Source organism: Candidatus Aciduliprofundum sp. HYA1 (genome assembly GCF_056175085.1).
In genome coordinates, this window is record NZ_CM149694.1 from 1,052,595 (window position 1) to 1,066,126 (window position 13,532).

At 45.5% G+C, this 13,532-nt stretch carries 12 protein-coding genes; 10 read left to right on the top strand and 2 right to left on the bottom strand.

The features are described 5' to 3' along the window. Nucleotides 1-47: 47 nt before the first annotated feature. Complete coding sequence (locus AC0S1O_RS05825; RefSeq protein WP_475393389.1) at nt 48-3,080, bottom strand: right-handed parallel beta-helix repeat-containing protein; 3,033 nt, start codon at nt 3,078-3,080, stop codon at nt 48-50. A gap of 188 nt (nt 3,081-3,268) precedes the next feature. Here AC0S1O_RS05825 and AC0S1O_RS05830 point away from each other — a divergent pair, with 188 nt between their 5' ends. From AC0S1O_RS05830 to AC0S1O_RS05855, 6 genes are read left to right on the top strand one after another with little or no spacing between them, the layout of a single operon-like run. Beyond that, a complete protein-coding gene (locus AC0S1O_RS05830) occupies nt 3,269-3,715 on the top strand; it encodes a nucleotide exchange factor GrpE (protein WP_475393390.1) in 447 nt (148 codons plus the stop codon). Then, a complete protein-coding gene (gene dnaK, locus AC0S1O_RS05835; RefSeq protein WP_475393391.1) occupies nt 3,708-5,489 on the top strand; it encodes a molecular chaperone DnaK in 1,782 nt (593 codons plus the stop codon). The genes AC0S1O_RS05830 and dnaK overlap by 8 nt, the downstream gene beginning before the upstream one ends. 5 nt (nt 5,490-5,494) lie before the next feature. After that, nucleotides 5,495-6,607, top strand: a complete 1,113-nt coding sequence (gene dnaJ, locus AC0S1O_RS05840; RefSeq protein ID WP_475393392.1) for a molecular chaperone DnaJ — start codon at nt 5,495-5,497, stop codon at nt 6,605-6,607. 49 nt (nt 6,608-6,656) lie between these two features. After that, nucleotides 6,657-7,424: a LamB/YcsF family protein gene (locus AC0S1O_RS05845; protein ID WP_475393393.1), complete on the top strand. Its 768-nt coding sequence runs from the start codon at nt 6,657-6,659 to the stop codon at nt 7,422-7,424. Between the two features lies 1 nt (nt 7,425). Continuing rightward, nucleotides 7,426-8,112, top strand: a complete 687-nt coding sequence (gene pxpB, locus AC0S1O_RS05850) for a 5-oxoprolinase subunit PxpB (protein WP_475393394.1) — start codon at nt 7,426-7,428, stop codon at nt 8,110-8,112. Next, complete coding sequence (locus AC0S1O_RS05855; RefSeq protein WP_475393395.1) at nt 8,099-9,091, top strand: 5-oxoprolinase subunit C family protein; 993 nt, start codon at nt 8,099-8,101, stop codon at nt 9,089-9,091. The genes pxpB and AC0S1O_RS05855 overlap by 14 nt, the downstream gene beginning before the upstream one ends. Before the next feature lie 10 nt (nt 9,092-9,101). Here the strand turns inward: AC0S1O_RS05855 and AC0S1O_RS05860 are convergent, their stop codons facing one another. Continuing rightward, a complete protein-coding gene (locus AC0S1O_RS05860; protein WP_475393396.1) occupies nt 9,102-10,196 on the bottom strand; it encodes an SLC13 family permease in 1,095 nt (364 codons plus the stop codon). A gap of 78 nt (nt 10,197-10,274) precedes the next feature. Between AC0S1O_RS05860 and AC0S1O_RS05865 the strand changes: the two genes are divergently transcribed. The 4 genes from AC0S1O_RS05865 to AC0S1O_RS05880 all read left to right on the top strand — a co-directional run bounded on the left by AC0S1O_RS05865 (nt 10,275) and on the right by AC0S1O_RS05880 (nt 13,512). Further along, nucleotides 10,275-10,862: an aldolase gene (locus AC0S1O_RS05865; RefSeq protein WP_475393397.1), complete on the top strand. Its 588-nt coding sequence runs from the start codon at nt 10,275-10,277 to the stop codon at nt 10,860-10,862. A gap of 49 nt (nt 10,863-10,911) precedes the next feature. Further along, the gene (locus AC0S1O_RS05870; RefSeq protein ID WP_475393398.1) at nt 10,912-11,796 is read left to right on the top strand and encodes a coiled-coil protein; all 885 of its coding nucleotides are present in this window, start codon (nt 10,912-10,914) and stop codon (nt 11,794-11,796) included. Beyond that, nucleotides 11,793-12,614 carry an MBL fold metallo-hydrolase gene (locus AC0S1O_RS05875; RefSeq protein WP_475393399.1) on the top strand — a complete coding sequence of 274 codons (822 nt, stop codon included), beginning with the start codon at nt 11,793-11,795 and terminating at the stop codon, nt 12,612-12,614. Before AC0S1O_RS05870 ends, AC0S1O_RS05875 begins: the two co-directional genes overlap by 4 nt. 226 nt (nt 12,615-12,840) lie before the next feature. Next, a complete protein-coding gene (locus AC0S1O_RS05880) occupies nt 12,841-13,512 on the top strand; it encodes a YggS family pyridoxal phosphate-dependent enzyme (protein ID WP_475393400.1) in 672 nt (223 codons plus the stop codon). Nucleotides 13,513-13,532: the final 20 nt, after the last annotated feature.

A 13,532-nucleotide genomic window follows, 5' to 3' on the forward strand; every position in this document is an offset into this window, starting at 1 on the left:
GCCATGCCTAGCACCCTTATTTATCTTTCGTTAAAAAAGAAGAAAAATTATTTCCTCTTTATGAGGAAAATCGTCAGGATTCCCAAGAGAACGATAAATGTCCAGGAGAGCTCGGGTATGGGTACATCGCTTTCAGCCAGAGGATAATAGTCCTTGCTCCCAGAGCCACCATCCAGCACATAGGGCTCATCCACGATTCCGTCTCCATCCCTGTCTGGCTCTGTCCAATCGTACCAGAAATTTCCACCGTAATCCGAGTTCCAGGTTGCACCAAGATCATCGTAGGCCTGAATGTGCGAGGAATCGTATGTATCATTGCTTCCATGGTTGTAGTAAAATGAGTTGCCGTGGATATTCAGCGTCGGGGATCTATCGCCGAAAACTGCAATTCCATAGCCTGTGTTGTTTAGAAACAGATTTTCTGTTATGTCTCCCTCAAGATCAAAACTCTCATAGCATATGGTTGTTCCATTTCCCATATTGTAGGAGATTGTGTTATGCAGCATACTGAATCTGCTATCCTTTATCCATATGCCATCCTCTCCATTACCATACACCGTATTGCCCAGAATCTTGATGGGCAAACTATCCTCAGAGATTGAAACACGCTCAATGTGCATTCCATACTTCTCATTGTGAGAAACTGTGTTGTTGACCAGTTTCCCATCTGCATCATGAGGTGTTATCCCGTTTCCACCGTTACTGGATATGGTGTTGTTTTCAATGGAGATGTATGTGCGTTTAACCCATATTCCGTCCCCTCCATTGTTGTGTATGCTTGTCCAGTTTATTTTTAGAAATCTATATAAGTAGATATTTATTCCCGAACCGCCATTCTGGTATATCTTGCTGTTTGTAACATACATCATGAACCCATCATAATTCCAGTGCTGTGTTAAAGCATTGATTCCATCCTTGCTGTTATTGAATATGCTGCATCCATCTATTGCAATATGGTGGGTATAGTAATAGGCAAAACTCTCTATCTTCAATCCATTGCCCCCGTTTCCCTCCAGGGTTGAATTTATTATGTCAATATTAACCCCCGCTCCAGCTTTACCCTCCAAGTTTCCATCCAGCAGGATACCATCGTAGTTGTTTTTAACAATGCTTGTATTCTCTATTGTAATGTTGGTCAGTTTCTTGTACTTCTGGTAATACCAATCTCCATACTTCTCCCCGTAGATGTATATTCCACCGTAGTTATTCTCGTATATCCTGGAGTCTCTTATTTTTATGCTCTCTTCAAAACTTCTGTTTGCAAGTATGAAGAGCCCATCCTTACCATTCTGCACAATATCCGAACTATCTATGGACACATCAACGGACTTGTAAATCTCCACTCCATACCATCCATTGTGCGACATGTTCATCTCCCTCACAATTATATCTTCTGAGCCCCTGATAACCACTCCGCTTTTACCAGAATCCTGAATTTTCTGTTTCTCTATTTTGACTATCGTGGAGTTGAGCAAATAAATTCCCACAGTATTGCTGGAAATGCTGTTATCGCCGATACGCACATTGCCAACCAGGTAGAGCTCAATACCATCCACATTTCCCTTTATTTCATTTTTATCCACATTGATAACCCCTGAGGAGGTGAGATTCAATCCGAAGGTTGTGTGATTCAAAAATTTGTTGTATGCAATGTACATGAAATGGGATGATAGAACTTTGATTCCCCAGGTATTGCCTTCTAAACGATTTCTCTCCACAAACACCATCCCAGAGTGGTCCACAATAATGCCACCGAAATTATCAAGAAATTTGTTATCCTCAATATGAGAGTACTCTGTGATTATGTATAGCCCGTACACATTGTTTTCTGAAAATGTGTTGTTGTTCACGCTGAGATAAGAGGAGTACTCTACATTCATCCCCTTATCGTTTTCGTAGAGATGATTGCCCCGAAGTGTGGTGTGGTTTGAACGCGATGCAAGTGCAATACCCTTTGAGTTGTGGTCAAGGGTGTTATTCTCCACCGTTACATTTTCAGAGGCATAGAGATCAATCCCATAGGATAGCCAGGAACAGTGATTCCCCCTTATGGTGAGGTGCTCCGAGGATTTCAGGTATATTCCATCCCTTGTGAAGGCTGTTCCATCCCCAAGGCACGAGTTTTTCTCCAAAACGTTGCCATCTGATTTTTCCACATGTATGGACTCGTAGTTCTTCCTCAATGTGTTGTATTTAACCTCGCTGGAGGATGTGGATACGATATAGATACCGTACATTCCTCCATTTATGGTGTTATTCTCCACCCTTGCCGATGAGACCCAGGATATGTACATGCTGTAATTGTTTTTCTCAAAGGAGTTGTTGCTAACAACAACGTTTCTGCTGCTGTATATGTACATTCCCCTATCACTCCCCGAAATGGTGTTGTTATCCACAAGATTGGAGTAAACGCTTGATCGGATGTATATGCCGTAGGATTTTGCATCCTTTATTTCGTTATCTCTTATTGTGGAGTGCCCCACCTTGTAAAGATCTATGCCATAATTTTTTGCATTTGTTACCGCATTATTTGCCACAAGGAGATTCTTTGAATCTGAGAGTGAAATTCCCGTATCTGTCACGCTATTTTCCGTGATTCTTGAACCGTCAGAATTTGAAACCTCTATGTCATTTCCCTCAAGGGCGTTTCCCTCAATGATCGTGCCTGGTGAATTATCAACGTATATCCCGTTTCGGGTACTGCCAGATACGGTGTTATCCCTTACAACAATGTTGTGGGAATTCTCTATGACTATTCCATTGAAGTAGTTATCAGTGGCCCTAACATTCTCAATTATCCCATTGGCAGCATTCTTCACCTCTATTCCGCTTCCTATGTAGAAAAATCCACTGGTTGCCTTTGCATTGTGCACATAGCAGTTTTTGATTTTGAAGTGCTTACTCGTGTTTCCTATGTAGATGCCTACCTTTTTTCCCGAGGCGTCTATCTCCCATCCTGAGATGATGTAGGGGTCATTCTCGCTTCCGCTTCCCCCCGTTACGCCATGCGCCGCGTCAAAATCCTCGTCACCATCTATCCTTATAACATCCCTGCTGGTGTATGCTGCATTCACATCCATGAATTCACTGGCCCCTTCCGGGGCGAAAATTCCTGGTGTTAAGGTAATCACTATAGCCGTAATAAACAATACGCTCCAGATTTTCATTCAATACCCCTCCAATACATTAATCCATAGATGGGGTAATATATAATATTTACCCTTCGCTGCTGGGAACCATTAAATAAGAGCACATATTTGCATGGAAAATGGCAGATGAGAAGATTGAGGAGTTGATTAGAGAGCGTGATGAATACAAGGATAAATACCTCCGCAAACTGGCGGAGATGGACAATTATCGCAAGATGCTTGAGAGGGAGAGGATCATTGAGATGGAGAGGTGCAGGGCAGACATAATAAAAGAATTTCTTGAGCCCTACGAAAATTTGAAGAGGGCCGTTGAAAATGGTGTTGAGGGGGTTGAACCCATTTTAAGGCAGATGCAAGGAATACTGGAATCCCTGGGGGTTAGGGAGATAAATTCCAAGGGAGAGAGGTTTGACCCAGAGTACCATGAGGCCATAGGTGTTGTGGATGGAGAGGATGATGATATTGTGGTGGAGGAGTATCAGAAGGGTTATATGCTTGGCACCTTGGTTCTGCGCCATGCCAAGGTTTTAGTTTCAAAAAAGAAGGAGGTGAAAGAAAATGAGTGAGAAGATTTTGGGAATAGACCTGGGAACGAGCAATTCCGCCGCAGCCGTTTACATCAATGGCTCGGTGAAGATGATACCCAGTGCTGAGGGTAACACCCTTTACGGCAAGGCATTTCCGTCGTATGTGGCCTTTACCAAGGATGGTCAGTTGCTTGTGGGAGAGCCCGCGCGAAGGCAGGCGCTCACCAACCCTGAGGGTACGGTTTACGCGTTCAAGCGAAAGATGGGCACTGATTACAAATACAAAATTTACGGGAAGGAATACACGCCCCAGCAGCTCAGCGCTTTTCTTTTGCAGAAAATAAAGAGGGATGCTGAGGCTTTTTTAGGTGAGGAAATCAAAAAGGCCGTTATAACCGTTCCCGCGTATTTCAACGACAATCAGAGGCAGGCCACCAAGGATGCCGGGGAGATTGCTGGCCTTGAGGTGGTTCGTATAATAAACGAGCCCACCGCTGCCGCTCTTGCCTATGGCATAGACAAGGAGGATGAAGAGCTGAAGATAATGGTTTTTGACTTTGGAGGAGGCACCTTAGATGTGACAATAATGGAGTACGGTGGTGGGGTGTTTGAGGTTTTGAGCACCGCTGGGGATACAAATTTAGGCGGAACGGATATGGATAACGCAATAATCAACTGGCTTGTGGAAGAATTCAAGAGGCAGGAGGGTGTGGATCTCAGCCAAGATAAAAACGCGTATATCCGTCTCAAGGAGGCTGCAGAGAAGGCAAAGATTGAACTCTCAACCGTTCTGCAGACGGAAATAAATCTGCCCTACATAACCATGATCAACAACCAGCCGAAGCATCTGAACATCACATTGACGAGGGCAAAACTGGAGCAGTTGGTCCGTCCCATAGTGGAGAAATGTGGGAGGAGTATTGAAGCCGCCCTTAAGAACGCTGGAATCTCGAAGGGAGAGATTGATAGGATAATTCTCGTTGGAGGCCCCACAAGAATGCCCATCGTTCAGAAATATGTGGAGGATTACATGGGTAAAAAAATTGAGAGGGGCGTAGATCCAATGGAATGCGTTGCCACAGGTGCTGCAATACAGGGCGGTGTTCTTGCGGGTGAGGTTAAGGACATAGTGCTTCTTGATGTCACGCCTCTAACTCTGGGAGTTGAGGTTCTCGGAGGTCTTGTTGAGCCCATTATTCCGGCCAACACCACCATACCTGTGAGAAAATCTAAGATCTTCACCACAGCCGCGGATAATCAGACCACGGTAACCATTCACATTGTCCAGGGTGAGAGACCCATGGCCAGGGACAACGTGTCTCTTGGGATGTTCAATCTTACGGGCATACCACCTGCGCCCCGTGGCGTCCCGCAGATTGAGGTCACATTCGATATAGATGCAAATGGAATACTCCACGTAAGTGCCAAGGATCTTGGCACGGGAAAGCAGACAGGAATAACCATCAGTGCCTCCTCAAAACTCTCCGATGAGGAAATTGAAAAAATGAGAAAAGAGGCGGAAAGATTTGCAGAGGAAGACAGGAAGAGAAGGGAGGAGATTCAGAACAGGAACAATCTTGAGCAGTTGATTTATGCCACCAAGAAATCTGTGGAAGAGTACGGAGCTAAGATTCCCGAAGATGTTAAAAGGGACATTGAAGATGAGGTGAAAAAGGCAGAGGAATCGTTGGAGAAAGGTTCTCCTGAAGAAATAAAGGAGGAACTTGAAACACTTTCAAAGAAGATCGAGAAAATAGGACAGGCCATATACCAGCAGGGAGATCAGAGTAAGGGCGAATCCGTTGAGAAGTGACGTTGATGGGCAAGGATTACTATGAGATACTTGGCGTTTCCAGAAACGCCAGCAAGGAAGAGATAAAAAGGGCGTACAGAAAACTGGCGAAGAAGTACCATCCTGATTTGAATCCCCAGAACCGGGAGGAAGCAGAGGAGAAATTCAAGGAGATCAGCGAGGCCTACGAGGTTTTGATGGATGACGAGAAAAGGGCCATATACGATAGATACGGAGAGGACGGTTTGAGGGGAAAGGTTTTTGGACAGGGTGGATTCTCATGGAACGATTTCACCCATTTTTCTGACCTCAATGACATATTTCAGGGATTTGACGAGTTTCTACGCAATATTTTTGGATTTTCCTACGGCAGGGAGAGGCACAGGGGCAGGGATATATCGGCCAGGGTCAGCATATCCCTCAAGGATGTTTTAACGGGAACCGAGAGGGAGGTGAAGGTCAAGACCCATATAACCTGTCCTGTGTGCCATGGCACGGGAGCCTCTCCGGGTTCTCATCCCAGAACCTGTCCGGCCTGCGGAGGAACGGGTCAGAGGAGAAAGGTACATCAGATGGGGCCCGTGCAGTTCGTCTCAGTATCCACCTGTGACGTGTGCCATGGGAAGGGCGTGATCATAGACAAGCCCTGCCCCGAGTGCAGGGGAACTGGATTTGTTCTAGGTGAGAAAACCTACAGGGTACACATACCTCCTGGAATTGAGGATGGGGGAGTTGTGAAACTTTCAGGAAGGGGCGAACCCTCTCCAGATGGAGGGCCACCGGGAGATCTCTACGTGTATGTGTCCATTGATATGCCCGAGGGTGTTTGGCGGGAGAATCTTGACCTGCATACTCGCATACAGATCCCCTACCCGGTGGCAGTTTTGGGGGGCGAGGTGGAGATAAACACCCTTGAGGGCACGGAGAAATTAAAGATTCCACCGGGAACGGAAAGCGGAAGTACCTTTGTTCTCAAGGGAAGGGGTTTACCCCCCAGAGGTGGTGGAAGAAGGAAAAATCTGGTTGTGCACGTTGAAATTGAGGTTCCAAAAAAGCTGAGCAAGAGGGGCAGAGAATTGGTAAGAGAACTGGGAAAAGAATTGAATGCAGAGACAAGGAAGAGATGGTTCTCAAGGTGACCGATGATAACTTATATGTTTTTGAATGGGATAATGTACCGGTGAGTTTATGCGTGTGGATCTGAACTCTGACCTGGGTGAGAGTTTCGGAAGGTACAAACTTGGCATGGATTCCGAGGTTATGCGTTACATCACCAGTGCAAATGTTGCCTGCGGCTGGCATGCTGGAGATCCCCTGATTATGAGAAAAACTGTGAGACTGGCCAAGGAGCATGGGGTGGGCGTGGGGGCACATCCCGGGTATCCGGATCTTATGGGTTTTGGTAGAAGGTACATGGATTTATCCCCTGAAGAGGCAAGAAACTATGTGCTTTACCAGATAGGCGCTCTCTATGCGTTCCTTAGAGCGGAAGATATGCCGATTCAGCATGTAAAGCCACATGGAGCGCTATACAACGCAATGTTGAGGGATGAGAATCTTGCCCGTGCAGTTCTTGAGGGCATTGCAGATTTTGATAGGAATCTTATATTTGTGGGGTTGGCAAACTCAAGGGTTATTGAGATGGGCAGGGAAATGGGATTGAAGGTTGCAAACGAGGTGTTTGCAGACAGGGCCTACAATTCCGATGGCACCCTTGTATCCAGGAAGGTGAAAGGGGCTGTGCTGACGGATAGGGAGGTTATTGGAGAGCGCATCATCTCAATGGTTAAGGATGGTGGTGTGAGATCCATTGATGGTGATTGGGTTGAACTGGATGTGGACACAATATGCATACACGGGGACAACGCCCATGCCCTTGAAATTGCAAAATACGTTCGTGACCTGCTTGAAAGGGAAGGGATAGAACTTGTGCCCCTTGGAAGTATCATAAGGTGAAATGATGGTTCGTATAAAACCTGTTGGAGATTCTGCGGTTGCAATAGTGTTCGGAGATACGATAGATGAAAGGGTAAACAGTGAGGCACTTTCCGTGGCATCGGTTATTGAGAAGAATCTAAATGTGGAGGTTGTTCCCACATACACCACTGTTTACATCTATTATGACCCGCTTGAATATCCCTATTCCCGTTTGATTTATGAGATAAATAAATGTCTATCAAAAAAGCATTTGGACGTTGAGGGAAAGATCGTTGAGGTTCCAGTGCTTTACGGTGGAGAGTTTGGCCCGGATTTGAATTTTGTTGCATCCCACAACTCCCTTTCACCTGATATGGTGATCGAGATTCATTCCCGCCCGGTTTATAGGGTGTACATGCTCGGATTTATGCCTGGATTTGCCTATCTGGGTGGAATGGATTCAAGAATTGCGACTCCCCGACTGGGTACCCCAAGATTGAGGGTCCCACCTGGAAGCATAGGGATAGCTGATAGACAAACTGGATGGTACGCTGTTGAAAGCCCGGGAGGGTGGAGAATAATAGGAAGAACTCCAATAAGGATATTCAACCCAAGGTGGGATGTGCCCAGCATAGTCGTTCCGGGGGATCAGGTAAAATTCAAGCCGATAACTGAGCAAGAATTTTTCCGGATATACGAGGAGGAATGGGGAAATGAGAAGCATTGAGATCCTGGAATGCAGGGGTCCTGCGACGATCCAGGATTCTGGAAGAAGGGGATACATGAAATATGGTGTTCCCCGGAGTGGTTTCATGGACGGAGTAAGTGCCCGCATAGCAAATTACCTTGTTGGAAATGATGGGAACGCACCCCTTATTGAGTTTGCCATTCATGGTCCATTGCTCAGGTTCAGGAGCCGAGTTCTCTTCTCCGTGGGTGGCTGGTATGAGGCCAGACTCAACGGCTCGTTGCTGAGGCCCTGGAGAAGTTATGTGGCAGATCCTGGAGACATTCTGGATATTGGTCCGATGAAGAATGGGGTTTATGGATATCTGGCTTTTGGGGGAGGAATAGAATGCAAGCCAGTGCTCGGAAGTTGCTCCACAAATGTGAGGGCTAAATTTGGAGATTATCTGAAGAGTGGCGATGTGCTTCCTCTACATCCTGTCTCTCGTGAGCCTGTGGAAAGGGCATTGCCTGAAAATTTGGCTCCCTCATATGGGAATGGGGAGATAAGGGTTATATTGGGCCCGGATCTTGAGAATTTCACCGATAAGGGTGTGGAAACCTTCCTCAATTCCGAGTTCTTGGTAACTCGGCAATCGGACAGGATGGGGTACAGACTGGATGGACCTGAAATTGAGCACAGCGCCCGTGGCGCTGATATAATCACGGAGGCACTTCCTCCTGGATCCATAGAGGTTCCCGGTGATGGAAAGCCCATTATTGTGATGGCCGATGGACCCACCACAGGTGGATATCCAAGAATAGCCATTGTTGCCACCGTTGATATCCCATCTGTTGCACAGACCCCTCCTGGAGAGAAAATCAAATTCGTGAGCATTGATATGAATGAGGCCCAGAGATTGTACAGAAAAAGGGAGATCAGTATGAAGGCCATAAAAAAATACCTTCTGGGCATGGCCAGGGGTTTCAAGATAAAAATGGATGGTGAGGAACTCACAGTGTTCGTGGAAGAACTATAAAATTTAGGGTTTAAAGAATTTCAATGATCACAACAATCAGAAGTGTTATGATGAAATATGGTAGCGAGTACTTGTGAAATTGAAGCACCCATCTTCTATCCTTCACGAATCTCAGGGCTATCAGGTTTGCCAAAGAGGCTATGATGGTGCCGTTACCTCCAATGCTCACCCCATATATCAATGCCTTGAAATCCGTGGTGAAATTTCCAAGGAGAATTGCGGTGGGTACGTTGCTCATAAACTGGGAGAACAGGGCTCCATAGAGAAACGCATTAACACCTCCAATGTTTTGGGCACTTAGAAAATTGTGGATAACGGATACATGGCCGAGCGCGTTGAAATCTATGAAGAAGAGTAGGAATATGAGGAGCAACGCCCAATCCACGTGCACATAGGATCTTCTTCCGTAAACCAGATAAACCAAGAATACTAAAGGAATTAGATACATCTCAAGACGCAGATCCATGAAGAGCACAAGTAAAATCAGGAGTGAAATTGAAATGATTCCCAATGTCCTATCTTTTTCCCAAACATCCTTCACATTCAATTTTTCCATGCACTTTTTGGGAAATGAGAAAAATGCAAAAACGAGAAGGATCACGAGCATGAGCGTGCTGAGAGGTAAAAGATAATAGATGAACTCCAAGAATCCAACTCCCCAAATCTGCCAGAGATACAGGTTCTGTGGGTTTCCTATTGGGGTCAGGGCAGATCCGGCGTTAACTGCCAGAGCCTCAAAAATGATCATCTTTCTTATGTCCTTCGCGATGTATCTTTGCAGGGATAGGGTAAGGGGCACAAGCACCAGAAGTGTCACATCGTTGGTCACAATCATGGATAGAAAAAATGAGATGATTATGAGAGTGATCGCGAGATTCCTCTCCCTTTTAACCCTTCCAATCATTTTTGATGCAATTATGTCTAGGTACCCGCTATCCCTCATTGCGGTGGTTATCAGAAACAAGGCTGCCAGAGTTAGCCAGGTATTCCAATTTATAAAATGAGGGTATTGGGAAATGAGGTTGGGAGCGATGAGCGTGATTATCAGTAAAAGCAGGAGTGATGCGATTAGGGTGTAATCCTTTTTCAAGGATTTTGTGTCCATCGTATGGTATATGTTTTTGAAGCAAATAAAATCATCTATGTTCCCAAAAATTAAAAATCTCTGAGGTGATACCCTTTTATGTGGCAGGAGATATCTAAGTTTGGGCGCAAACTCGTTGAACAGGGCTTGGTAAGTTCCCATTTTGGCAACATAAGCGTTCGCGTGGGAGATTATATGTACATAACCCGCTCTGGAAGCATGCTGGATGAGATAACCAAGGACGATGTTGTTCGCGTTTCTGTTTATGAACCCACTTCATTGGATCTCATTGCATCCTCAGAGGTAACGGCCCACAGGATGATATACCAGAACACATCAGCACTGGCCATAATTCACGACCACTCACCCTTTGCCGTTGTTGAGTCCCTAATCCACAGGAAAATGGGGAAGGATAGAATTGTACCCATAGATAGCGAAGGCTCTTATTTCCTGCATGATATTCCCATAGTGGAGGGGGGCATTGGCACGGAGAAGATGGCAAGAAATCTGGCGGAGGCATTGCAGCAGAGAAAGGCCGCAGTTGTGTACTCCCATGGAGTTTTTGCCCGAGGAAGCATACTTGAAGATGCGTATGTGGTGGCAAGCATGGTTGAGCACTCCTGCAAGATGCTCTACTACTTTGACCTCTGGAAGGGTGGTATTGGAAAGGGTCAAAGAGAATTTTAAAACGAAATTATTATATTCTTTTTCCCTTATCCCGTGGCAGTGATTTCCTATGCCTGAACTTTTGGAAGAGTTGGAAGCAAGATACGAGAAGAGAAAGCGCGAGATGGAACTGCACAGGATGCTCAGAGATAAGCATAACAAAGAGGCCAGGGAATGGGCAGATAAGAGAGATGAGCTTAACAAGCAGGTAAAAGAGATGCTGGCGGAAGCAAAGGAGCATAAGGCCAAGAGGGACGAACTCAACGAGAAGGTTAAGGAACTGAAGGAGAAGCGTAAGGAGTGGAATGAGAAGGCCAAGGAACTTGCAGCCAAGTTCAAGGAGGCACGTTCAAAGTACATGCCCAGGAAGGATCTGCCCAATATAGGCAAGTTGAGAAAGAGATTGAAGGAACTTGAGTTCAAGCAGCAGACGATGGTTCTGACACCTGAGAAGGAGAGAGAGCTTGTGGAATTGATAGATTCCCTCTACAAGAAGATCACGGAGTACGAGAAAATAATAGAGGAGGAAACAAAGAAAAACAAGGAGCTCAATGAATTGCGTCTCAAACTTCAAGAGGCCAGGGCAAATGCTGAGAAGTATCATCAGGAGATAGAGAAACTCGTGGCAGAGGCACAGGAGCATCACAACAAGATGGTGGAACTATTTGAGAAGGTCGATGAGTTGCGCAAGCAGGCTGATGAGGCCCATAGATTGTTCCTTGAGAACAAGAAAATAGCGGATGAGGAGCATGAGGAGTTCATCCAGGCTGCCAGAGATGTGCGTGACTTTGAGAAGATTCTTGCAGGTTTGAGGCAGAAGAGAATTGCAAGCAAGAAGAAGCAGGAGAAGACTGAGATAAAGAAGAAGGCCGAGGAAATTTACGAGAGGTTCAAGCGTGGAGAACCACTTACAACGGAGGACATACTGATCCTGCAGAAAGCTGGGTTGCTATGAGATTATACCCCGTTGCCTCGGACTCCTTGGGAGTTCGCTCATTATCCCTTTTTATTGAATCTCGCTTGAATGTTTTTATAGATCCCTCCGCAGCCCTTGGACCCTACAGATATGGTTTACCACCAAAACCTCCCGAAATTGAGGCGTTAACAAGATACAAGGAGGAGATAAGGAGGCTGGCTGAGAAGACGGATATTTTCGTCATATCCCATTATCACTACGATCACTACGATCCAGATGAGGAGTTTTACACCGGAAAAATCGTTCTTGCAAAGCACTGGAAAGAGAGGATAAATTACAGCCAGAAAAAGAGAGCATATGTTTTTCACGAGAAATTTGCAAATAAATGCGATCTGCGCTATGTTGATGGAAAGAAATACGAGTTTGAGGGTGTGGAGATAAAATTCTCACAGCCATTTTCCCACGGAAACGAGAAAACCCGCCTTGGATTCGTGATAATGACCACGGTGGATGATGGAGATACGCGCGTTCTCCACGCCTCCGATGTTGAGGGACCCATAGTGGAGGAGGCGGCAGATTACATAATATCCGAGGCTCCTGATATTGCCGTAATCGATGGCCCGGCCACGTATTTCTTAGGGTATCGCTTTTCCCAGAAGGATCTGGAGAGGAGCATAAAAAATCTTGTTAGAATCGCAGAGAATGTGCCCCGGGTGATTCTGGATCATCATCTTCTCAGGGATCTCAAGTACAGGGATAGGTTGAAGGAAGTTTACGAGTATGATAACGTGCTCACCTTCGCCGAGTTCAAGGGCGAGCCGATAAACATGCTGGAAGCGCATAGAAAGGATCTTTGAGATTCTAATCAAACTCCAGTTTTGGGTTTTTCTGCTTAAGTACCAATAGCATCTCGCTTAATTTTCATAGGCACGAATATTTGCTAAAAATCACCTGCTCGAATTGAATAAAAAATTTAATAAATGGGTGGTGAAATTTCAAATTGCCCTCAGAAATCACGATGACCCACCCTCCCCCCTTTTTTATTTGGAAATTTTTAATACGGAGTTTTGTGATACGGGACACATGGGCATTTCTGAGAACGTTATGAACATACTCAAATCCCTGCCACCCGGAGTCAGGCTTCTTGCGGCCACAAAATCAAGGACTGTGGATGAGATTCAAGAGGCCATTGATGCAGGTGTTGATCTTATAGGGGAGAACTATGTGCAGGAAGCTGCAAAAAAATTCGAAAAAATAGGGAAAAGGGTTGAGTGGCATTTCATAGGACATCTGCAGAAAAACAAGGTTAAAAAAGCCCTGCAGATTTTTGATGTCATTGAAACTGTTGATTCCCTGGATATCGCCAAGGAGATAGATAAGAGGGCAAGGAATATGGGGAAAACTGCCTTTGTAATGCTCGAAATAAATTCAGCCAGAGAGCCACAGAAATTTGGAGTTATGCCCGAAAAAGCTCTTGACCTCGCAGATGAGATCCTCTCCCTGCAGAATTTACAGCTCATAGGTGTAATGACCATGGGTCCCACGGTGAGCAATCCAGAGGATATAAGGCCCTATTTTAGGCTCACAAGGAAGATATTTGACGAACTCAGGTACATTTACGGAGATGAGCAGATTCGTTACCTTTCCATGGGGATGACGGACACGTGGCGCATTGGTGTCCAAGAAGGGGCAAATATAGTCCGCATAGGTACGGGGATATTCGGTCCAAGGGGTGGGCAAGGAAAATTATTATAAATGTAAATGCAATTTGCTAC